The 23,000-nt window shown below is 62.2% G+C and carries 16 protein-coding genes, 1 tRNA gene and 1 pseudogene; 13 read left to right on the forward strand and 5 right to left on the reverse strand.

What is annotated here, in order from left to right; genetic code table 11:
• Nucleotides 1-37: 37 nt before the first annotated feature.
• Nucleotides 38-1,219, forward strand: coding sequence for a PDZ domain-containing protein (locus FOC40_RS04345; protein ID WP_003794256.1), 1,182 nt, complete (start codon nt 38-40; stop codon nt 1,217-1,219).
• Nucleotides 1,220-1,324: 105 nt separating this feature from the next.
• Here FOC40_RS04345 and FOC40_RS04350 read toward each other — a convergent pair whose 3' ends face one another.
• On the reverse strand, nt 1,325-1,894 hold the full coding sequence (locus FOC40_RS04350; protein WP_003789996.1) for a PPA1309 family protein: 570 nt from the start codon (nt 1,892-1,894) through the stop codon (nt 1,325-1,327).
• 182 nt (nt 1,895-2,076) lie between these two features.
• On the opposite strand from FOC40_RS04350, the gene FOC40_RS04355 reads away from it, so the two are divergent.
• The 4 genes from FOC40_RS04355 to FOC40_RS04370 all read left to right on the forward strand — a co-directional run bounded on the left by FOC40_RS04355 (nt 2,077) and on the right by FOC40_RS04370 (nt 8,176).
• The gene (locus tag FOC40_RS04355) at nt 2,077-5,103 is read left to right on the forward strand and encodes a UPF0182 family protein (RefSeq protein ID WP_003794254.1); all 3,027 of its coding nucleotides are present in this window, start codon (nt 2,077-2,079) and stop codon (nt 5,101-5,103) included.
• A gap of 201 nt (nt 5,104-5,304) precedes the next feature.
• The gene (locus FOC40_RS04360) at nt 5,305-6,072 is read left to right on the forward strand and encodes a hypothetical protein (RefSeq protein WP_231126062.1); all 768 of its coding nucleotides are present in this window, start codon (nt 5,305-5,307) and stop codon (nt 6,070-6,072) included.
• A 113-nt stretch (nt 6,073-6,185) separates the two neighbouring features.
• Nucleotides 6,186-6,262, forward strand: a tRNA-Met gene (locus FOC40_RS04365).
• Nucleotides 6,263-6,409: 147 nt separating this feature from the next.
• Complete coding sequence (locus tag FOC40_RS04370; RefSeq protein ID WP_155844119.1) at nt 6,410-8,176, forward strand: ABC transporter permease; 1,767 nt, start codon at nt 6,410-6,412, stop codon at nt 8,174-8,176.
• A 72-nt stretch (nt 8,177-8,248) separates the two neighbouring features.
• Here FOC40_RS04370 and FOC40_RS04375 read toward each other — a convergent pair whose 3' ends face one another.
• A complete protein-coding gene (locus FOC40_RS04375; protein ID WP_003794246.1) occupies nt 8,249-8,941 on the reverse strand; it encodes an MgtC/SapB family protein in 693 nt (230 codons plus the stop codon).
• Between the two features lie 217 nt (nt 8,942-9,158).
• Here FOC40_RS04375 and FOC40_RS04380 point away from each other — a divergent pair, with 217 nt between their 5' ends.
• From FOC40_RS04380 to FOC40_RS04400, 5 genes are all read left to right on the forward strand, one after another.
• Nucleotides 9,159-10,661: an amino acid permease gene (locus FOC40_RS04380; RefSeq protein WP_034511713.1), complete on the forward strand. Its 1,503-nt coding sequence runs from the start codon at nt 9,159-9,161 to the stop codon at nt 10,659-10,661.
• Nucleotides 10,662-10,776: 115 nt separating this feature from the next.
• The gene (locus FOC40_RS04385) at nt 10,777-11,409 is read left to right on the forward strand and encodes a DUF4232 domain-containing protein (RefSeq protein WP_003794240.1); all 633 of its coding nucleotides are present in this window, start codon (nt 10,777-10,779) and stop codon (nt 11,407-11,409) included.
• Nucleotides 11,410-11,702: 293 nt separating this feature from the next.
• Entirely contained in the window at nt 11,703-12,053 is a 351-nt protein-coding gene (locus FOC40_RS04390) for a hypothetical protein (RefSeq protein WP_003794237.1), read from the forward strand.
• Between the two features lie 163 nt (nt 12,054-12,216).
• The gene (locus tag FOC40_RS04395) at nt 12,217-13,137 is read left to right on the forward strand and encodes a hypothetical protein (protein WP_231126063.1); all 921 of its coding nucleotides are present in this window, start codon (nt 12,217-12,219) and stop codon (nt 13,135-13,137) included.
• Between the two features lie 194 nt (nt 13,138-13,331).
• Nucleotides 13,332-15,437 (forward strand): hypothetical protein, encoded by a 2,106-nt coding sequence (locus FOC40_RS04400; RefSeq protein WP_003794236.1) that lies wholly within the window; start codon nt 13,332-13,334, stop codon nt 15,435-15,437.
• A gap of 338 nt (nt 15,438-15,775) precedes the next feature.
• On the opposite strand, the pseudogene FOC40_RS04405 reads toward FOC40_RS04400, so the two are convergent.
• Nucleotides 15,776-17,383, reverse strand: a pseudogene (locus tag FOC40_RS04405) (glycoside hydrolase family 66 protein).
• Nucleotides 17,384-17,838: 455 nt separating this feature from the next.
• Here FOC40_RS04405 and FOC40_RS04410 point away from each other — a divergent pair.
• On the forward strand, nt 17,839-19,419 hold the full coding sequence (locus tag FOC40_RS04410) for a type I restriction-modification system subunit M (protein ID WP_003794224.1): 1,581 nt from the start codon (nt 17,839-17,841) through the stop codon (nt 19,417-19,419).
• The gene (locus FOC40_RS04415) at nt 19,416-20,603 is read left to right on the forward strand and encodes a restriction endonuclease subunit S (RefSeq protein ID WP_003794223.1); all 1,188 of its coding nucleotides are present in this window, start codon (nt 19,416-19,418) and stop codon (nt 20,601-20,603) included. The genes FOC40_RS04410 and FOC40_RS04415 overlap by 4 nt, the downstream gene beginning before the upstream one ends.
• Before the next feature lie 43 nt (nt 20,604-20,646).
• Here the strand turns inward: FOC40_RS04415 and FOC40_RS04420 are convergent, their stop codons facing one another.
• The gene (locus tag FOC40_RS04420; protein WP_003789971.1) at nt 20,647-20,874 is read right to left on the reverse strand and encodes a DUF2188 domain-containing protein; all 228 of its coding nucleotides are present in this window, start codon (nt 20,872-20,874) and stop codon (nt 20,647-20,649) included.
• Nucleotides 20,875-21,349: 475 nt separating this feature from the next.
• A complete protein-coding gene (locus tag FOC40_RS04425) occupies nt 21,350-21,799 on the reverse strand; it encodes a Panacea domain-containing protein (protein ID WP_039929222.1) in 450 nt (149 codons plus the stop codon).
• Nucleotides 21,800-21,843: 44 nt separating this feature from the next.
• Here FOC40_RS04425 and FOC40_RS04430 point away from each other — a divergent pair, with 44 nt between their 5' ends.
• Nucleotides 21,844-22,902, forward strand: coding sequence for a RelA/SpoT domain-containing protein (locus FOC40_RS04430; protein ID WP_131240491.1), 1,059 nt, complete (start codon nt 21,844-21,846; stop codon nt 22,900-22,902).
• The last annotated feature ends 98 nt before the right edge of the window (nt 22,903-23,000 follow it).

Raw genomic sequence — 23,000 nt, forward strand, 5'->3', positions numbered from 1 at the left:
GCGGGTGGGACACAATGACACGGTGAACGATGCGCAGATGACCTCGGAGAATATCGAGCTGGTCCCCCTGCAGGAGGACGACTCTACCCGGCGTATCCCCATCGTCAGCTGGCGGATCGTCACGGCGGTCCTCGCCGTGCTCGCCATGGTGGCGATCCTCTTCTGGATCCCCGTTCCCTTCGTGGTCAACAGCCCCGGCCCGACCTTCAATGTGCTGGGATCCGACAAGGGTGTTCCCATGCTCCAGATCGAGGGAACCGACCCCGCAACGGGTGAACCGATCCAGCAGGACGAGCCTCAGTCCACCTCGTACAAGGCGCCCGCGAAGCCGGGGCAGGGGCAGCTGCGCATGGTGACGGTCTCCGAATCGGGAAACCCCCAGTCTCGCCTAAATTTCGCGCAGCTCATCGCCGCGTACTTTGACCCGCACAGCAAGATCGTGGACTACGAGTCGGTGTATCCCGAGGGAATGACACAGGAACGGTCGAGCACGGCGCAGCTGGCGATGATGCGCAACTCGCAGACGACCTCCCAGGTCGCTGCCCTGGAGTACCTTGGGTGGGAGGTTCCCGCGACGGTCACGATTGAGGGCGCGGTCGATGGAACCAACGCGGAAGGGATCGTCCAACAGGGAGACATCCTCCGCGCGATCACGACCCCTGACGGCGTGCGCCACGAGATCACCAGCGCCGCAACTCCTTTCGCACTCATGCGCTCGGTGCCGGCCGGTTCCACGATGACGCTGACGATCGAGCGAGAAGGTGCCACGCAGGACGTCTCCTTCGCATCCGTCGCCGCGTCCGCCACCGAGAGCGGCTCCAAGCTCGGTGTCTATCTTTCCGTCGACCCCGCCCTGCCCGTCGACATCACCGTCAACATCGACGGCGTTGGTGGCCCGAGTGCTGGCATGATGTTCTCACTGAGTATCATCGATCGTCTCACCCCCGGTGACATGACCGGCGGCAACGTCATCGCGGGCACTGGAACCATGTCCTACGACGGGCAAGTCGGAGGTATCGGTGGCATCCAGCAGAAGCTGTGGGGTGCGCACCGCGACGGGGCCCAGTGGTTCCTCGCCCCTTCCGAGAACTGTAACGAGGTCGTTGGACACGTCCCCGATGGGCTGCGCGTCGTCTCGGTGTCCACCCTCGACGAGGCAGTGAACGCCGTGCGCTCCATCGCCGACGGTACCGGGGATGCCCTGCCGACCTGCCAGTAGCGCGGGGGCGCTCTCAAGCCCGCCCACCGACTTTCGTCAGGTGGGCGACAAAGGGCCCCGGCCTCGTCCATCTGGTCCGGACGAGGCCGGGGCCTCTTCACGCTGTCAGGCTTGCTCGTCCGTCACCGGCTCGAGAGATGCTCGCAGGGCATCCACCAGCGCGGGGACGAGCGCCGAGCCCTGCCCGACCTTGTCGTCAGAGTCGAAGGCGCGGGTACGCAGAGCGCACCACGACTCGCCCGTACGCATCACGCCAACGGCCAGACGCACGTCCGTTCGCAGGGGGTGATTCGAGATGAAGGCCAGGGCCTCGTCGGGGTCCTCGGGGGCCTCGTCCTCGACCTCCGGCGGAACGACGATACGCTCGACGGTCAGTGCGGCACCCGGAACGGTCTCGGGCCAGGCCAGATGCGCCAGAACTTGCTCAATGTCGTCGTCAGCCAGGTCCTCCTGGATGATCGCGCTCAGGTGGTCCTCGGTCCCATCCCAACCAGTGCGCAGCTGCTCGGCAATGTCAGCAGGCAGATTCGGGTCGGCCAGCAGCATCGCCGTCGGTACCAGCGCGTAGATGGACGGGGCGTGATCCCAGCCCACGCGGGCCGCGCCCTTCTCGATATCGACAACCACGTTGGCCAGCGCGATCTCGCGCGCGCTCGGCATCATTTCAACAGTCATGCCCCCATAATCTCACGGAGAGCGAATAAGACAGAGACGAAGAAGTGCATGTGCGCGGCTACACTGGATCGGAGCTGATCGGTTTTACAGAGAGGACTGCCGTGAGCTTCAATTTTTCGGTCTTCCCACCGGGGGGAGCGCGTGCGCCCCGAGACCCCGATAGCCCACCCGTCGAGCTGAAGATGCGTAAGCCCGGCCCCGGAGCGATCACTCTGGGCGTCCTGATCGCGATCGGCGCCATCATCTACGCCGCGTCTGTCGTGTGGACCGAGATCCTGTGGTTCCGCCAGATGAGCGCCACCCGTGTCATTCTTACCCAGTGGGGCGCGCACATCGGCCTGTTCGTCGTTGGTTTCATCGTGGCAGCGGCCCTCATTTTCTTCTCGATGGCCTACGCGTACCGGCATCACGCGTCCTCGACGCGCGGGCAGGCGTCGGCCTCCCTGCGCGCCTACCAGAAGGCTCTCGAGCCCGTGCGCCGACTCGCGTTCTGGGGCGTCGCTCTGTTCTTCGGTTTCACGAACGGCGCTCGTCTGGCCACGGAGTGGCAGACGCTGCTCCAGTTCCTCAACCGTTCCTCCTTCGATCAGGTTGATCCTCAGTTCGGTCTGGACATCTCGTTCTTCGTGTTCGTCCTGCCCGCACTGAAGGTCCTCGTATCCTTCCTGATGACCGTCACCGCCATCGCCCTCATCGCGTCCCTCATCGTGTCCTACCTGTACGGAACGATCCGCCTGGCACCGCGCCCCCACGCCTCGAAGCAGGCGCGCCTGCAGTCCGGCTTGATGGCCGCCTGCCTGTCGCTCTTCATCGCCGCGAACTACTGGCTGGGCCGCTACGAGCTGCTCACCTCGGACTCCGGCTCCATTCATGGCGCTATGTACTCCGATATCAACGCGACGTTGCCCGCGCACTCCATCCTGGCGGTCATCTCCGGACTCGTTGCTGTCCTCTTCGTCGTCGCAGCCTTCAAGGGCACGTGGCGCCTGCCTGTCACCGGCGTCGCGGTGACGGTGATCGCCGCCCTCATCCTGGCTGGCGCCTACCCGGCCCTCGTCGAACAGTTCCGCGTGCGCCCCAACCAGCGCAGCCTTGAATCTCCCTACATTCAGCGCAACATCGACGCCACGCTGGCCGCCTACGGCCTGCAGGACGTCGACTATCAGACGAACTACGACGCGGCCACCACGGCCTCGGCCGGTCAATTCGACACCGAGTCCCTCACCTCCCAGGTGCGTCTGCTCGACCCGCAGGTCATCACAAAGACTGTCCAGCAGCTCCAGCAGTCTCGCCTGTACTACGGCTTCAACTCCGGCATGAAGGTCGACCGCTACAACGTGGGCGGGGAGCGCCGCGACACCGTGATCTCTGTGCGCGAGCTCAACCTCTCAGGCCTGTCCGCCGAGCAGCAGACCTGGGTTAACCAGCACACCGTCTACACCCACGGCTACGGCGCGGTCGCCGCATACGGCAACCAGCTGACCAGCGATGGCCTGCCCTCATACTGGGAACAGTCCGTGCCCTCCGTCGGCGAGATGGGTGACTACGAGGAGCGCGTCTACTTCAGCCCCGGCTCGCCCGACTACTCGATCGTCGGCGCCCCCGAGGGCTCCGAGCCTCAGGAGCTCGACTACCCGGACGACACCGCGGTTGGCGGCCAGGTATCCACGACCTTCGTCGGCAACGGCGGCCCCTCAGTGGGCAACGTGTGGAACAAGCTCCTGTACGCGATCAAGTTCGCATCCACAGACCTGTTCTTCTCCTCCCAGACGAACGAGGCCTCGCAGATCCTCTACAATCGCGATCCCCTCCAGCGCGTCGCGAAGGTCGCGCCCTACCTGACGCTCGAACAGTCCGCCTACCCGGCGGTCGTCGACATGGACGGCGACCCGTCGACCCCCAAGCGCCTCGTGTGGGTCGTCGACGCGTACACGACCACGAATAACTACCCGTACGCGCAGCACGAGACCCTCTCGAATGCCACCGTGGACTCTCGCTCCACTGAGGTCGGCCAGTACGTCCAGGCCAACAAGATCAACTACATGCGTAACTCCGTCAAGGCCATCGTCGACGCCTACGATGGCTCCGTGCGCCTGTTCCGCTGGGATGACCAGGATCCGATCCTGCGCACCTGGGAAAAGATCTACCCCGGCAGCGTGGAGCCCGTCTCGGCGATCTCGGGCGATCTCATGAGCCACCTGCGCTACCCGGAGGACATGTTTAAGGTTCAGCGCAACCTGCTCGCCACGTACCACGTGACCGACGCTGCCGGCTTCTACTCCGGCGGCGACCGTTGGCGCCTGGCCGAGGAGACCTCCACCCACGGCGCTGCCTCCAGCTCCAACTCCTCCACGCGCGTGGACGCGGCGGGCAACCCCGTGCCCGCTCCGACCGCACTGCAGCCGCCGTACTACCTGACCATGCAGATGCCCGGACAGGACAGCGCTGAGTTCTCCCTGACCTCGGTCTTCGTGCCCGGTGGCGGCGGCGAGGGCCGGCGCGAGGCCATGGCGGGCTTCCTCGCCGTCGACTCCGAGACCGGTAACACCCCCGGCCAGGTGCGCGAGGGATACGGCAAGCTGCGCCTGCTCGCACTGCCGTCGTCGACGACCGTTCCCGGCCCCGGCCAGGTGCAAAACAAGTACGACTCGGACGAGAAGATCGCGACCCAGCTCAACCTGCTCAACCAGGCTGACTCCACGGTCATCCGCGGTAACCTCCTGACCCTGCCGGTCGGCGGCGGCCTGCTCTACGTGCAGCCTGTCTACGTGCAGGGCACGGGCTCGGCGTCCTACCCGGTGCTACGTTCCGTCCTAACGGCCTTCGGCGACAAGGTCGGCTTCGCACCGACCCTGGAAGAATCGCTGCGCCAGCTGGTCGCCGACGATGGTAGTGCGACGACGCCGCAGACCCCGCAGACGCCGCCGGCGAGCGACGACGGCAGCCAGTCGGGTGCGACCCCACCGGCCGCCTCGGGCGACGCGAACGCCCGCCTGACGCAGGCCATCAACGATGCCGCTCAGGCCATGCGTGACGCCGATTCAGCAATGAGTAAGTCCGATTGGACCGCCTTCGGCCAGGCACAGACGCGCCTGCGCGACGCCCTGGCCCGCGCCGAGGCCGCCCAGCAGGAGCTCGGCGCGGCGACGCCCACGCCGACGCCCAGCCCGAGCCCATCTGCCACGAGCGGTGCACAAAGCGGCTCATAACCGCTGACGGAAGCCACCGCGCGCCCGGTCCCGCCGATCACATGTCGTGGGGGGCGGGCGCGCGGTCGTCTGTGGTTTGCGGCAACAACTGGATGGGGGAGCTTATCCCAGCATGAGTTGTTGACCGGCTCGCCTTGGTGCGTCGTTGCTATGGTGAGGGCATCTGTCCCTGGGATCCATCGACATCGTGGAAGGAATACGATGACTCTGCCCAATAATCCCTTCGCTACGCACTCGGGCGTGCCTCAGCCGAGCCAGGAGCCGGCGGAAGCTTCGTCGCTGCCCGCGCCGACGGGTGCTCCCGTGATGGTGGCGCCGGCCGCACATCCTTTTGGCGCGGCGCCCCTGCACACCGGCGCAGTGAGTTCGGCGCGCTCGTCGCGATCCATGCGCGGACGCATTGCGGCGTGGATGCTCATCGTCTGCCAGAGTATCTCCCTGGTGCACGGATTCATTCCCTATCGGTTTGATCATCTTGATGATTACGTTAGCCGGTTCTCGAACCCGTTGTTCTGGTTGTGGCGTCTGATGGAAATCGTTGTCATCGTGCTTGCGGTGCTCTATATCCGTAAGGGTGCTGCCATTGCGCGCTATGTTGCCGCATGCGTCATTTTGGTGTTGTTCTTTGTTGTTACGCCGATCGTGTTGGTTACCAATGATTCTGTCTGGTACTACGCGTTCGTGCCTGAGCCCGGTATTTATGAGCTCGGACTCTTGGGTGCGCGCTTGCTCCTGATGCGGGTGCTCGATTGGGTCTGTGTCATCGCCGCGATCCTGCTCGCGATCCCTGACTTCAAGCCGGCGCCCTCGCCCTACGCGATGAGCGCTCCCGTCCCTGCCGCAGGAGCGGCCCCGGCCGGCCACGTCACCTCGCCGGCGGTGACGCCCGAGGGTGCTTCGTCCGAGGCGGCGCCGAAGAACTCGTCCGCTCAGGCGACGAACGTGTCAGTGTTCGCCGCGCCCCAGTAACTGCTCCGAGCCGCGTGAACGCCCGCCCGCTGACAGATACTGACCGCTGGGACGTAAATCACCGCGCACAGTTTGTGCCCTCCCGGTCGATGCGCTAGAGTATCTAGAGCCGACGCGGGGTGGAGCAGTTCGGTAGCTCGCCGGGCTCATAACCCGGAGGTCGCAGGTTCAAATCCTGTCCCCGCTACCACCACAGACCCGGTCCCGTGAGGGGCCGGGTCTTTTGTTTCACGCCCGTGTTTCATGGTGTGAACGTCTTGACGTATACAACCCTCGGCGCGATAGTATTGGCTGTTCGCCATCAGGAACTGCACCTACGGGTGCGAGAGGAATACAGATGAGCACTATCGATCCGTCGCAGCTCACCGCTGCCGACTTGAGCAATCCGGCGCTTTCGGCCCAGGATCTCGCGGATATCACTGCCGCTCGCCCGGACCTGCGTCCCTACGTCGCAACGCACCCGTCGCTGTACCCTGCCCTCGGGCAGTGGCTGGCGGACCAGGGCGTCGTTCCCGCGCAGCCTCCGGCTGCCGAGGAGCCTGCGGTCTCCGAGCCCGAGGCTCCCGCGGAGGAAACCAGCGAGCAGGCCGAGCCTTTCGCCGGTGGCCACGAGGAAGCGCAGCCCGAGGCCGAGGCCGCCCCGACCGAGGTTCCCGTCGATCGGCCCGCGGTCGAAGAGGCGCACGTTGAGACTCCCGCAGAGCCCGAGGTCGCTCACGTCGAGCCCGAGGCTCCCGTGAGCGAGGCCACCGACGATAACCTCGAGCAGGCAATCCTCGAGGGCGCGGCGCAGTCCGAGGCTCCCGCTGTCGACGAGGCCGCTCCCACCCAGTCGACCGAGGAGCAGGTCGCGCAGTCTCCCTTCAGTAACCCGCCGCAGACAGACGCTCAGCCGCAGAGTCAGCCCGAGGTGGGCGCGCAGGCGCAGGGACAGCCCCCGTTCGGCGCGCAGCCGCAGCAGGGCCAGCAGGCCCCCTTCGGCCAGCCCGGCCAACCCCAGTACGGTACTGCTCCCCAGCAGGGTCAGCAGGGGCAGCCCCAGTTCGGCGCGCAGCCGCAGCAGGGCCAGCAGGCCCCCTTCGGCCAGCCCGGCCAACCCCAGTACGGTACTGCTCCCCAGCAGGGCCAGCAGGGGCAGCCCCAGTTCGGCGCGCAGCCGCAGCAGGGCCAGCAGGCCCCCTTCGGCCAGCCCGGTCAGCCCCGCCAGCAGCAGTACGGTCAGCCGGGTTATGCTCCCGCGGGCCAGTCGACGGGCCAGCAGTTCGGTGCTGCCGCCCAGCAGTTCGGTGCTGCCGCGAACTCGGCGTTCAACCAGTTCCAGACGGCCGTTGTGGCCGAAACAGGCAAGGTGAGCGGCCGTTCCGTTCGCGCGACCTACTCGCTCATCGGTATTGCCGCAGCGGCAGTGCTGATCCTCATCTCGATGTTCCTGCCTTACTTCAGTGGCTATGGTATGACCGCGTCGATGTTCGAGGTGAAGGGCGGCTACTCGGCATTCCACCTCATCCTGCTGATTGCTGTTGTCGGCCTGGGCGTCGCCTATTGGTTCACGAACCAGAAGTGGGCGTTCCTGTCGGCGGGCATCGGCGCGCTTGTGGTGGCGTTGCTTGGCATTATTCAGTTCATTGTCGCGCTTTCTAATCAGTACGTCGACGCGGGCTTCGGTGCGTTCTTGCTGGCTTTGTTCTCTATCGCGCTCGGCGCTGCGGGCGGCCTCCTGCTCATGGAACTGAAGACCGGTGCGGTTGCTCCGATCAACAACCCGAATGCCTTCGGTGGCGCGTTCGCTGGCGTGCAGATGGGCCAGCAGCAGGGCCAGTTCGGTCAGCAGCAGGGTGGTTTCCAGGCCCCGCAGGCCGGTCAGCCTCAGTTCGGTCAGCAGCAGGGCGGTTTCCAGGCCCCGCGGGCCGGGCAACCTCAGTTCGGTCAGCAGCAGGGCGGTTTCCAGGCCCCGCAGGCCGGGCAACCTCAGTACGGCCAGCAGCAGGGCGGCTTCCAGGCCCCCCAGGCTCCCCAGGCCGGGCAGCCTCAGTTTGGCCAGCAGCAGGGCCAGCAGCCCCAGCTGGGCGACAAGCCCTACAATCCTTTCGGTCCTCAGGCGTGATGCGCTGAGAGCCTGATGGCATGAACGAGGGGCCCGCGGTGATCCGCGGGCCCCTCGTCTATGCGGTGAGCGTTATTCGTCGTCGTCTTCGCTGAAGTCGACGCCTGCGACGCCATCGAGGTCGGCCAGGGTGGTCACCAGCAGGGAGCGTGAGAGGTCCTGGCGCGTCGATGCGGTGAATCGCGCGGTGGTCGCGCGGTCACTTGAATCCGTGTGGGTTGACACTGCGGAGACGGTCCAGCCGAGGGCTGATACCTGGCTGAGGAGTGTGGAGAGGACGCCGTGCCCCGGCGTGTAATGGATAGTGAGCGTCACCTTGTGGCCATGGGTGCGCATGAGGATGAACTGAACGAGGGGCGTCAGGAGCGCGATGACGATGAAATGCAAAACCGTGCCGGCCGCGGCAAGCCACCACAGGCCCGCGCCACACGCCATGCCGATCGCCGCGGTCTCCCAGATGGTGGCCGCGGTCGTGAGGCCTCGAATCGCGCCGTGACGGGTGAGGATGATGCCCGCGCCGAGGAAGCCGATGCCGGAGACGATCTGCGAGGCGACGCGAGAGGGGTCGTATCGGGTGATGCCGTCGACGAGGATGTCGGAGAAGCCGTACTTGGAGATAAGCATCATGAGGCAGGCGGTGAGGCCGACGATGGCCTGCGTTCGTATGCCCGCGCTCTTGCCTCGGATCTGTCGTTCGAGGCCGATGGATGCAGAGAGGACGAGGGCGAGGAGCATCCAACCGATGCTCATGAGGGATTGCGTCATAGGAACCTCCTGCGGTGGCGTGGGTGGGTTTAGTGTAACTGCCCGGTGGGTGTGTGGCTCGTTTGGTGCGGGCGAGGCCGTGGTGGGCAACGGGGTGACAAAAGCGGAAGGAGAGCCCCGGCCTCGTTAAAGAATGAGAAAAGAATCTACCAATGTCGACACAAGCGTTTGTGGGACTAATATGGGACTCGACGATCGACAGATGAGGAACCGACTCATGGCTACCCCCACTCCCGACGACATCGCCAACGATGTGCAGGAGCGCTCCAACACCGCGCTCAAGCGCGGCCTGGCGTCGCGTCACATGCAGATGATCGCCATCGGTGGCGCGATCGGCACGGGCCTGTTCCTGGCCTCCGGTGCGACAGTCGCGAACGCCGGTCCCGGAGGTGCCCTTCTTGCCTACGCGGCGATTGGCCTGATGGTGCTGCTCCTCATGCAGTCCCTGGGTGAGATGAGCGCGCACCAGCCGGTCGCGGGCTCCTTCCAGACCTTCGCCACGAAGTTCATCTCCCCGTCCTTCGGCTTCGCGATGGGGTGGAACTACTGGTTCAACTGGGCGGTGACGGTGGCCGCGGACCTCGTGGCATCGGGCCTCGTCATGGCCTATTGGTTCCCGTCTGTGCCGTCGTGGCTATGGGCGGTGGGCTTCCTCGTGATCGTCGTCGGGCTCAATGCGCTCTCGGCGAGAGTCTACGGTGAGGCCGAATTCTGGTTGGCCGCCATCAAGGTCGTCATTGTCATCGTCTTTGTCCTGTCGGGCGTCTTCATGATCGCCGGCGTGATGGGCGAAAACTCTCCGGGCCTGTCGAATTGGACGATCGGGGACGCGCCCTTCCACAACGGCTTCGTGGGCGTTATTGCAGTCTTTATGATCGCGGGCTTTTCCTTCCAGGGCACCGAGCTGGTGGGTGTGGCAGCGGGTGAGTCTGAGAATCCTCGCAGGGATGTGCCGCGCTCGATTCGCACGGTTTTCTGGCGCATCATGTTCTTCTACATCGGTGCGATCGCGGTCATCGGTACGCTGCTACCGTACACGGACCCGAGTCTGCTGAGCGCGGCCGATGACTCGGCGAACAACATCGCCCAGTCGCCCTTTACGCTCGTGTTTGCGCGCATGGGTATCGGCGCGGCGGCTGCCGTCATGAACGCGGTCATCCTGACCTCGATCCTGTCCGCGGGCAACTCGGGCCTGTACGCGGCCTCGCGTATGCTGCACTCAATGGCCCTCAAGCGCCAGGCGCCCGCGATCTTTGCCCGCGTCACCAAGGGCGGCGTGCCCGCCTACGCGATGGCGGTGACGACGGTGACTGCGGCGCTTGGCTTCCTCACGCAGCTGGTCTTCAACGACGCGTACATCTGGCTGGTGAACATCGTCGGTATTTCCGGCATCATCATGTGGCTGGGTATCGCGGTCAGTCATATTCGTTTCCGCCGCGCGTACCTGCTGCAGGGGTATCGCCTCGAGGACCTGCCGTATCGCTCTCCGTTCTTCCCGGCGGGCCCGATCATCGCTTTCGTCATGTGCTTGGTGGTCATGGCGGGACAGAACTATGAAGCTGTGCTTCACGGCCAGGTCTGGGAGGTTGCCTCTTCCTACATCGGCCTGCCGCTGTTCGGCGTGGTCTGGTGGGGCTACCACGTCGCGCGCAAGGATCGGGTGGTGCCGCTGGCTGAGATGGACGTGGCCCCCGTGGAGATCGAGCCTGTCACTCGATAGAGGGGACGAGGCCGGGGCCGGGTGGGCAGTTAACGCCCGGTGCGCCCCTTGTCTCCCCTGGGCTCTGCCCGGCGTGGCGGTGCGTGAGCGGCGTGGCACTTCATAGGATGGGGCCATGATCAACACGCGACGCATTCTTGCCGTGACCTCCCTGTCCGTCCTGGGCCTGGGCATTGCCGCCTGCTCCCCGCAGGGCGCGCAGCACCAGTCGGGGTCGACGGCCTCGTCCGCTTCCCCGAGCGCTTCCGCCTCTCAGAACGACATGCCCTCCCAGAGCGGCGCTGGCCCTCAGAGCGGCGTGCCCGACGAGGGAAACCAGGCCCCCGACGTCAATGTCGCCGACAACGACCAGCGCTGCGACCTGACGAACCTGCAGCCCTCCATCGATTCTCAGCAGGAGGCGGGCGGCACCACCTACGTGGATATCGGCTTCACGAACGAGGGGCCATCGTGCTGGATTGACGGCTTCCCGCAGATCATCTTCTCCGGCGGCGGCTCCGTCATCTCCACCGCCGTGCGCGACGGTGAGGACCCCGGCAACGTCTACACGATCGCTCAGGGTGGCCGCGTGGGCGTGACACTGACGGCAGAATCGACGGACGGAGTTGAGGGGTGTAACCCCGCCGATTCGGAGCTGGTCGACATCATGTCAGAGGCGGGCACCGGCGCGACGAGCCTGCAGCTGACCCTGCGCGTGTGCCAGGAGATGCCTTCGGTGTCGGTGAGCCCCTTCGAGCCGCGTTCCTGAGGAAGGCGCTGTCACTTCTGTGAACAGGTTGGGCGGCGAGACGGATGACGTCTCGCCGCCCGCCTGCATCTATGGGCCCGGCATCTGCTTTCTCAACGAAGGTCGCGGTCATTTCTGGGGACGGAATATGAGATTTGGGCGCGTGCTGCTACGCTGAACCAGCTGGAAGAAGTCGCGCCTTCGCAGCGCCACACTGAGGTGTCCGTGATCGTGCGCGTGGCCCCTTCTTCGCCGGTGCGCGCGGCCAGATCGCGCTTATCCGAGATAACTGAGATCTTTAAGGAGACACTCCCATGGGTATGCGTTCCACGACGCAGGCATTCCAGTTCGCCGTTCCGTTCGAGCAGCTGTTCCCGCTCGCCACCCCGGCCGCGCAGTCCGTTCCGAAGGCGACCGTGACCCTCGCCGACCCCAACCGTCAGGTTGTCACCTTCGACACCCCGATGGGCATGATGTCCTGGGGCGAGAACATCGTCGTCGGCTTTATTCCCTCCGAGGCCGGCACCGTCGTCGAGGTCACCTGCACGACCAAGGGGCTGCCCAACCTCATGCAGGACAGCCGCAACCGCAAGCTGATCGCGCAGTTCGTGACCGCTCTGTCCAACCTCGCGCAGACCACCGCCGTGGAGGTCGCTCGCTCCTGACGACCCGTGAGCGTCAGGCTCGGCCCCGGCCTCGTTGATTCCTGAACGAGGTCGGGGCCGAACCATGCGCGCAGGACTGGCCGATTGCGGTCGGGGAGTGCGTGCGCGATAGGCTGGATGCATGAGTGCCTTTGGGGCACCACGCGAGGAGGATCGGAGACGTATGAACAAGTTTGCGCCGCCCACAGGCGACGAGAACGCCGCTCCCGGGACTGTGCCCGCCGAGCAGGCTGGTGCTGCCCAGCCGGTGCCCGGGCCGAATGCCGCATGGAATCAGGGGAGTGGTGCTCCGATGAGCCAGCCTTGGGCGCCCGCACCGGCTCCCGTGGCGCAACCTGGTTCGCAGATGGCGAGGTCGAGCTACGGCACCTTCTACGCGGTCACAGACAAGGACGGGAGATCGCTGGGCCGCTGGCTCATCTGGAGTATTGGGCTGGCGTGCGCCGCCTTGTTCACGTGGATCGGTATCGAGGGCGGCGAATGGTTCTACGCGTCGGCTTCGATCACCGGTGGCGTCGTCTGCCTGCTGCTGGGAGCGGCAGAGGGAGGCCGGTCACCCTGGTTTGTCAGTGTCGTGTCCACGCCCGACGGAACGATTCTCGTGCGTCCCGGTTCCACCGTGATGTATCTTCGTGTCCTCACAGCGCTACTTGCCAGTGCCGCGGGAGTGTGTTTCTTCTACGTGTCGCTCTTCAGCGTAGACGCTGATATCAGGAGCATTGCGGGTGGTAACGTGCTGTCAGCCGCAGTGGTCGCGCTCTACCTGGTTGCCAAGATTATCGGATCTCAGAGCCGTGAATGCATCGTCGTGAGCCAGCAGCGTGTGGATATGTGGGGCAAGGGCGGCATCCACTATTCGATCCCGTGGAGCGACCAGCCCAGGGTGATCGGGCAGCGCAACAGTGGTAGGAGCCTGTTGATTGGTGCCGGACAGAATATCGAATGTCTCGTCGTGTTCACGACTCTGCGCATCCGTCCGTCGCGCGTGAGAAGCCTGCTCACCTACTACCAGACAACGCCGGGTGCGCTCGACCGCCTCTCCACCCCCGAGGCGCGTGACGAGGCCATGAAGGTCCTGAGCTGAACGCCATACGTTGAATCCGCAGTGGTGATCTGACCGCTCGACTCGACCCCGTCCTCGTTCATAGTGACGAGGCCGGGATTCGTGTCTGCGGGTAACAACAGAAAGTTGTTTCTGCATTTTGCTGTCGTGGTTATTCAGTAGATGTATGCTGTTCCGCATGTTGCTTCTATCAACGTCGAACCGGGAGTAATGCAATGGCGCGTGGCTACAGAGCAATTGTGGAATTGGATGGGAAGGAAGGCGCGCTGCAAACCGCGGATCGCCTTTTTCATGAGTGGGTGCACAAGAAATATCTGAGCAAAGGTTCTCAGTCGCGTATCGAGTGCGATGCGGAGGGAATCTACCGATTCGGTGAGCTGACATCCCAGAAAGGGAACATCGCGGATATCGTCGCGACGAAACTAACGGAGACGTCCGAGGATAAGCATTACGAACGTCAACTCCTCGAACTGGTCGAACGTACAGGCGACGGCCATCAGCAGTGGACGACGCGTATCTTCGCTATGCACGCGACCAAAGAGTCCCACTATCGGGATGTGGTCTGGATCGAGGTCACACCACCGCGCGACAGTGAATGGGACGCGAAGCCTCCGAGGCTGGTGCACGATCTCATCAGTGAGGGCCATTGCTATGACCGGGGGATGCCGCTGTCGGAATCTCTTCAATCTATCTCCGATGACCGTCAGGTCGAGGAGCTGATCGGCTGGATCCGTGACGAACGTAGGCGTGCCTCCGTCGTCGTGGCCGCTCCGCTTACGGATGGGAGCGGAGAAGGGGACCTCGTGGCGGAATGTCGATGGAAGGAAATCCTTGGGTCGCTGACTTGGGACTCGGCCGGCTGTGCGTCCTACTTCCTCCTAACGCCCGACGCGTACCGTGAGTTCCGCGCTGGGATCGGGCAGGGGTGTGGCATGCCTAAGGGGAGCCTGCGTACCTACCTGCCCGGTTTTAACCCGGAGGAACCTGCGGACAGGCTTCGCCACCGGGTTCTCACCGCTCCTACGCTCCTACGCGGTTATGACGAGAAAAGAAAGCGTTTTCGCCCTGAATTGTCGGCGATTATCGCACGCACCCCCTGCGAATACCTGTGGGAAAACGGACTGGACAAGGAACTGCGTCGCGCGCAAGCGCCCCTAGACAAGAAACGCCTCACGGTGCCCACGTTCTATCCGCTGCGCGAAGTGACGAGGACGGTGGAGCTGCTCGACGAGAGGGTACGCCAGCGGGTCGCCGAGTCTCTGTCCGCGCTCTCTCGTGAGACAGGGCTGCCGGTCGAGGAATCGAGTAAGCCTGAACTGGTGAAGCCGGAGGACGCTGCACCGGGTGCACCTGTATCCGAGGCGAACGGTAGGGCAATGGTTGCCGAGCCAGCGCTGCCGCGTAGCGAGTCCCGACACCTGGCGTGGTACGAGCCACTACGCCGCCTGATCCGCCGCTTCTTGCCGTCTTTTAATCCGCGTTCGCACACCGAGCTGGAGAGTGGTATCGCCGCTCTCTCGAGTGGCCTAGATGCAATGAATGAGGCTCACTCGGAGCTTGCGACCCAGTGCGACAAGTTGCGCGATCAGCTGGCTGCCACAGAGGATCGTCTTGATGAGACGGTTCGTGACAGTGAGGAAAAGTCCGAGTTGCTGTTGCAAAAGGGGGAGCTCGAGAGCGAGTTGCGCGAAGCACAGGCGGAGAGGGAGTTTCTCAGCAAACGGAATCGCTTCCTCGAATGGAAGTTGAAGAACCCCGACGCTAAGGACAGCGAGCGCGACTTCGTTGAGGAACAGTTGGACAACATCCCGCAGAGCATGTCGGAGCTCTTCGATCGGATGACGGAGGGCGGATACGAGTCAGTGACGAGGTATGTCGTCCTGAGCGAACCCGATGCGATGATTGATGACATTCTGAAACTTGACGCTCTTGACAGTGGACGCTACGCCGCCGAATTCTGGAACTACATCCTCGTCCTGCGCGACTATATGCGAGCGCGCGAGGCTGGTGATTTTTCGGGTGGAAACGTCCATGACTACCTGGCAAATCCGCCGGATGGCTACCGCACCTGTTCTGCCTCACGTCATAAATCGAATGAGAGCGAAACCGTGAAGGGGAACGAGAAGATGCGCAGGGAACGCACCAGGCCGGTTCCCGCGGAGGTTGACCCTCGTGGTGAGATTGAGATGTGGGCGCACTTTGCGCCTACCCACTGCGACCAGAACGCGCCGCGTATGCATTATTACCCGGATACGACAAAGACAAACAAGGTCTATATCGGCTATATCGGGCGTCACCTGACGAACACGAAGACCAACTGAGGGTCTGTCACGCGACTCGGCCCCGGCCTCGTTCATAGTGACGAAGCCGGGGCCGAGTCTTGTGTGCAGCGTGAGGGCACTGCGTCCTCCCCGGCTGTACCCGTAGTCGCCGAGCTCCAGGTGGTGCGCGCCGTTCGCGGCGAACGCCGTATCCGCGAGTTTGACGGAATCCGCGTTGAACTCGCGGAACGTAATGCAGTCGATGTTGATGGGCGCGTACTTCTCGTACTTGTCGATCGGGAAGGAAAATGTGTGGATGCCCGGGGTGAGCTCCACATTGATGGAGATATCTTCGTGCCAGTCGGAGGCACTTTCCGTCTTGTTGAAGGTGACGTACTTCAGGAGCTTCTGCTGACCCTTCTTGCCCAGTCGATCATCACCTGGTGGCTGGCGCCATCTGCCTGCCGGCTCGAGTAACGCGGTGAGAAGGTGAAGGCGCCTCCCTGTCCTGCGTCAACGGTGAAGGTGACGGCGTCCCCGTCCTTGGCAATGCCCGAGGTGTAGGAGCCGCCAGAGGCGGAAGCGTCGCCCGACACGATGGTAACGTCGCCGCTCACGTTCGCCTGGTCGGACTCGGCCTCGATACGCACGCCGTTGTTGGGGGTGATTTCGGGATGCTTGTACTCGTTGGCCGCCGCATCCCAGTAGAGGGTGGTCGGGTCGTAGTCGTTCGCGTAGGCGGTGACCACCATCGGCTTCTTCGTGCCCGTGGCGCGTACGCTCTGCAGGTAGCTGGCCACCTGCGCGTTGGTCTCGTTGTTGTCCCACGGCTCCGTGTACAGGTACGTGGTTGAGCCGGGAATGACCTTGTTGTTTCCGGCGCCGTCGGGCAGGTTGATGCCCACCGCGCCCTTCGTCTTCTCGGCGGTTTCGTTGACGAGCGCCGACAGGCCCTCGGTCAGGTTGAGCTTGTTGCCGGAAGCGTCCTTCTTGACGGTCTGGCCGAGCGTGTCGATGTGCGTGCCGGTGAACTTGAATTCATTCTTCTGGGTCGCGTATTGGCCAGTGATGTAGTCGCGTCAGCCCTGGTTGTTGACGTTCATCATCGTCATGTGGTTCTGGGGCTTGGGCGTGTTGGGGGGCACCTGGACCCACTACTGGCTGCCGAAGTCGCGTTGCCAGTTGGAGCCGTTGTCCTCGCGCAGGATCCAGTCTTCTTTGATGGCGTTCGTGTCGTAGCCGTCGTTGACTGCGTACGCCATGGAGTAGGCCAGCGAGGAGGCGCCAACTGCGTCTGCCTTGGTCACGTAGGTGTTGATGGTCGCAGCGGAGGCGTAGGTGTCTCGGTACCACAGCGGCCACTCGTTTTTGAGGTCGCCTTTGGCGACGGGCTGCTCGTGGCGGTACTGCCAGTCGTAGTACTGGAAGGCGTTGAGGTGGTAGTCCTGGCTGAGCTTCGTCACGTAGTCGGACGGGGCGTGGAAGAGGTAGGGCTCGTAGGTGGCGTTGTCTGCCAAGCCATCGGGGGCGGTGGGCTTGAAGTGGGAGAGGTAGCCCCTGCGCGGGAAGCGCGTCCAGCTGGTGGAGGCATCGAAGGCGGTCTCCGCGTGCGTGCCGTCTCCGCCGGTCGCGGTGACGAGGTATCCCCGGTTGTTCTCGCTCGGCGTCGTGTAGGTCCAGGTGGCCTTGCCGTTCGTCACGGTGGCGTCGCCCGAGTCGATTTCGACGCCGAGGTGGCTGACGGAGAAGTGGACGGTTCTCTCGGTCGAGGCTTCGGCCGTGATCGTCGCCTGCTTACCCGGTTCGTGCGTGGACTTGTCCGTGTAGGCGCGGGTGACGTGCGCCGTGCCAGTGGCGGTTGCCGGGGTGCTGCTCGGCAGGGGCAGAGCGGTGGCGACGACCGCGGTGCCCAGCACGATGGCAGCGGGGATGGTCAGGGGATGTCGTGTCTCTATGATGTGTGTATCCTCGACATCGTTGACGGGACTACCCAGTGGGGGAGTCATACGCGTGAAAATGCGCCCATTCAACGGTCAAGCGATTCTTCAGTAAATTAACCGACAATACGGTTATGCTGAGTGAAAATGTCCCACAGTGCGGACAAGTAAAATCGTGGGTCGGTTGAATTTCTAAGTATTTGCCAGGTGCTGCGCGCCTGTGACCTGTGGCTTTAGTTGCTTGATGATGAAAGAACCTGTCGATATTTTCTGAACGTGTCTAACTGATTGGAGGCGGGGGAGTATCCTGAAAAGTTGTGTTTTGTGGGTCCGTTTCGTGTGCCATGTTCTCATTGACGAGGCCGGGGCTGGGATGGGCGGAAATTAGGTGTGTTATCGGCCCTTAGCTGGTCGCTTATGCAGTAAGCTAGGCCACATGAATCGCCCGCGTACATTGGCGAGCGAATGTTGAGCAAGGGATCAGTGAGGAGTGTCGTAGCTCCTCGCCCAGAAAAGAGGGCATAGTGGCGGCAGTGATCGAGCGAGCGGAGCTGCATAAGACGATCTGGCGTATTGCCAACGACCTGCGCGGCAGCGTGGACGGGTGGGACTTCAAGAGCTACGTCCTCGGATTCCTGTTCTATCGCTTCATCTCGGAGAATCTGACAGACTACGTGAACGCCACTGAGCGTGAGGCAATTATCGCCGAAGGTGGAACCCCCGAAGAGGCAGCGGCCTTCGATTACGCGACCCTCAGCAACGAGGATGCGGAGGCAGCGCGTGACGGCATCGTCAAGGAAAAAGGCTTCTTTATTCGTCCCTCTGACCTGTTTGGGAACGTGCGTGCCCAGGCTGCCAGTGATGAGAATCTGAACGAGACCCTTTCCTACGCCTTCCGCTTCATTGAAAACTCGGCGCGGGGCAGCGGCTCCGAGTCGGATCTTCGCGGCCTCTTCGACGACGTGGACGTCAACTCCACGAAGCTTGGGAACACGGTCGCTCAGCGCAACGCGAAGCTCGTCAAGATCATGGACGCCATCGGTGACCTGCCTCTCGAGCACGGTGCTGCGCAGATCGATGCCTTCGGTGACGCATACGAGTACCTGATGACCATGTATGCCTCGAGCGCGGGTAAGTCAGGCGGCGAGTTCTACACGCCCCAGGAGGTCGCCGAAGTCCTCGCGACCCTCGCGCTGGATGGGCGCTCCGACGTGACGCGCGTGTATGACCCGTGCGCTGGCTCGGGGTCCCTGCTCCTGAAGTTCGCGAAGCTTCTCGGGCCGTCGAGCAGTCGCCAGTATTTCGGCCAGGAGATCAACCTGACGACGTACAACCTGTGCCGCATCAACATGTTCCTGCACGACGTCAACTTCTCGAACTTCGACATCGCGCTGGGGGACACACTGACGGAACCTGCCCACTGGGACGATCAGCCTTTCGATGCGATCGTCTCGAACCCTCCGTATTCGACGAAGTGGGTGGGCAAGGATGACATCGCTCTTATTAATGATCCGCGCTTCGCGCCGGCGGGCGTCCTGGCCCCCAAATCTAAGGCTGACCTGGCCTTCACCATGCACATGCTGCACTGGCTGGCTGAGGATGGGACGGCCGCGATCGTCGAGTTCCCGGGTGTCCTGTACCGCGGTGCTGCCGAGGGGAAGATTCGCCGCTACCTGGTCGAAAACAACTTCGTGCACGCGGTGATTCAGCTTCCGCCGGACCTGTTCTTTGGGACCACGATCGCGACCTGCATCATCGTGCTCAAGAAGGCGCGCCCCGACCATAGCGTCCTCTTCGTGGATGCGTCCGCCGAGTGCGTGCGTGAAGGGAACAAGAATCGCCTGACCGCGGAGAATCAGCAGCGGATCCTCTTTCTTGTGTCCGAGCGTCAGGCCGTCGACCATGTGGCTGCCTTGGTGTCGATCGACGACATTAAGGACAATGACTGGAACCTGTCGGTGTCCTCCTACGTCGAGCCCGAGGACACGCGCGAGCAGGTCGACATCGTCGAGCTGAACTCTCGGATCGCCGGCATCGTGGAGCGTCAGCGTCATCTGCGTGCCTCCATCGACGCGATCGTCGCAGAACTGGAGGCCGACCGATGAGCCGCCTCGCCGAGCTGATCGCGCAGCTGTGCCCGGACGGGGTGGAGTATCGGCCACTCGGAGAGATCGCTGATCTGCAACGTGGCGCTGGGATGCCGAAGAAGCTATTTGTCGATAAGGGTATTCCTGCTATTCACTATGGTCATATCTTCACGAAGTATGGCATTCAGGCGAAGTGTGCGGCCGCCTATCTGGCTCCTGAAGACGCAGAGAAATTGACTCGCGTGTTTCCAGGTGATCTCGTGGTGGCTAACACGAGTGAGAATCTTGAAGATGTGGGTAAGGGGGTTGTGTGGCTCGGTGATGTAGAGGGCGTCACGGGAGGCCATGCAACTGTGGTGCGCTCTCTCGCGGTTGATAGTGTCTTTCTTAGTTATTATCTCCGCACTGAGGACTTTGCTCTAAAAAAACGCAAGTATGCCCAGGGGACGAAAGTTATTGAGCTCTCTGCTGCGAACTTGTCCAAAATTGATATTCCGCTTCCTCCGGTGGAAGTGCAGCGTGAGATCGTGAGAATATTGGATCAGTTCACGACGCTGGAAGCGGAGCTGGAAGCGGAGCTGGAAGCAAGGCAGGCCCAGTATGAGCACTACCGCAACCACTTGCTCTCCTATGATTCTCTGGCTGCTCGCGGTCCGGTTGAAATGGTGAAGCTCGGCGAATTGGCGCATATTGCGACAGGTGGACGAAACACCTCGGATGCCGTCGACAATGGCACTTACCCGTTTTATGTTCGGTCACAAGTGCCACTCAGCTTGAATGAGTATGACTTTGATGAATCTGCGGTGCTTACAGCGGGCGATGGTGTAGGCGTTGGTAAGGTTTTTCACCATGTAGAAGGTAAATATGCCCTACATCAGCGAGCTTATCGGATCGTCCCTAATCTAGAGTTGCTCTCCTCAAGGTATTTGTATCACGTGATGGTTTCCCAATTTGGTCGATACCTTGAATCAACAGTCTTTCATTCATCTGTCACTTCGGTGAGGAAGCCGATGCTTGAGCGATTCCCGGTGGCTGTACCACCTATGGAAGAACAAGACCGAGTGGCAGATGTACTCGATCGCTTTAATGCCCTCGTGAACGACATTACGTCGGGCCTCCCCGCCGAGATTGCGGCCCGCCGTGCCCAGTACGAGCACTACAGGGATCGCCTGCTGTCCTTCCCCGAGAAGAAGGCCGAATAACGAACTGAGGGGGCGGGTGTTAGACCCGCCCCCTCAGTGGTAACTAGCCCCTGCTTCGACGGGGATCGTTCCCAGGCTTGATGGTGTCCTGGGCGCGGATCTTCCCGTTCTCTCCTCGCGTCCGCATCTCGCCGCCACCCTGATTAGCCAGAATGTCGCGTGCGCGCTGTTGAGCAGCTGCCTGCGTAGGTTCAACCGCGGATGCTCTGGATGCGTTCGGATCGAAAACACCCCACCCGTCGCCATGTCGGCGTACTTCTCGAATGTTCATTTGTCACCTCCTTCCTTCCACGTAGGTAGGGTAGGAGGGGGCATGCACATCTGCGTCCAGTCCATCTATAAATGACGAACGGCTGGTGCTCGATTCCGTGTATCTTCTTTAACTTCGCACGTAATTCTCTTCCGCGTCTTTTGAAGTGATGTCTTTAGACGTTGATATTCCGCAGAAAAACTTCGGGAAGCAGGAGATTGGCTGGTGATTTACATGCAGGACTCGTTGTTTGTGGTCAGCGCGTTCCTCAACAGAGCCTCCGAATAGTCGTGTTTCCCCTCACGCATACGTGAGGGGAAACACGAGGGCGTGACTTCAGCTTGTCGTCCACGAGTGGACTATTACGAGGCCCTGTTTTGTCAGGTTTCGCGGTCATCGTCTGCAGGTGAACTGCTTCGTACCCGTTTCAGACCTTGCCCTGGTGGTCGTTTTAGTGTCCACAGTGGCACCAGAGCAATGGGGCACCGTTAGGCAATCAAGCGAAAACGGGATGTTCCTGGTAGTAGCTGCGCATTGCTTCCTGCGTGATAACCGCATTCGAGGGAACGGATGGCGCCAGTCCCTCGCGTGCATCCAGCCAGGGCGATTCAAGGTGCGTCCGTTCACTCAGCTCGGCACCTGTCATGTCGCCCAGTGCAGAACACACGCTATCGATGAGAGCGCGTTCAGCATCGGTGAGAGCAGACGAGCCGCCGGACACCAGTTCGCCCGGACGAATTAGGAACATGCCGCGATGCAGTGCATAGAGCTCGGGGGCAACGGGTCCACCGCGCCACGCCTCAAAGTCCTCAGGGAAGAGGGAGGACCCGTACTGAGCGAGGTGCTGAGCTTGAGAATAGAAGGCAAGCTTCTGGAGCTTCATAGTCGTCACCGTGCCGGTACGCTCCAGGATGTAGGTTGCGACATCAACGATTGACTGTGCCATGTCGATCCCCTTCTGCTGAGCTTCCAAGACACTATACTCTTGTCGTGTCCAAAAGTCAGCAGCATGTGAGTCGGGAAGCAGCATCAAAGGCCGGAAGCCGGCTGAAAGCAAGTGGTGGTCGCGACCCAGAGGCGCTTGCAATTGCCCAAGCTTGGCGGGTGCAGCACCTGGAACCAACGGTTTTCTGCTTCGAAGCGTTAACTCGGTGTGCCGAACACTTTCAGGGAGCGGTTGTCTCGTACCGTCTGAAGCGCATGCGTTCGATCGTGAGGAAGTTACAGCGCGATAACAATCGTTTCAAACTTGGCGCGCTTGACGATATCGGGGGCTGTCGGCTCATTGTGGGTAGCGTGCGCGAAGTCTACGAAGCAGCTCGAATCCTTGATGATCTTCTTGAACATAGGAAGATCAAAGACTACATAGCGGCACCGCAACGCAGCGGTTACCGAAGCTACCATGCGATCTACAAGGTGCCCGTTGGCGGAATTACGTACCGCATTGAGGTGCAGATACGTACTCGTCTCCAGCACCTTTGGGCAACAGGGGTGGAAGCAGTTGGTGAAGTGTACGGCCTCGAATACAAGAGCCCCGATGTGCGTGCTTCGCTAGAAGGAGATGAGCGGAAAAGAGACCGATTCCTCATGCTCAGTTCCCATCTGTTTGCGAGTGAAGAGGGACGGCCTGGCGTACCAGATGTGCCAGATGACCTGGCTGCAGTGAGACGCGAAATTAGCACGATCTGTGAGACAACCCATCTGCTCGAAGATCTACGTGCAGCCCGCAGCGGCATCCTCGTACAGGCAGATTCAGATGAAAGAGATGAGTATTTTCTTCTCTGCCTCAGTCGAGAAATCCAGTTCTTTGACGTTGTCGGGTTCCCAGAATTTCAGGCTGCGAATGATGAGTATCAACGCCTTGAGAAGGAGGCGCTCCGGATAGAAGACGGCAATGATGTTGTCATCGCTGAACCAGAGTTCGACAATGTTGTCCTTGTGAAGGCGGAGAGTGCAGATTCCATCAAGAGCTCGTATCTGAACTACAGCCTCGGTGTCGATGGCTTCATCAGTCGGGTTGAACAGGCTTCAGGTTTGTCGCTTAGCTGACACCGCCGGTTGAGCCTGGACGCAGATGACGGTGGGTGACGTTAGCATCGGATCAACGTCACCAGACGGGAGGGAAGCCTCCCGCGTGCCAGCCCCGG

Source organism: Schaalia odontolytica (genome assembly GCF_009730335.1).
GTDB lineage: Bacteria > Actinomycetota > Actinomycetes > Actinomycetales > Actinomycetaceae > Pauljensenia > Pauljensenia dentiphila.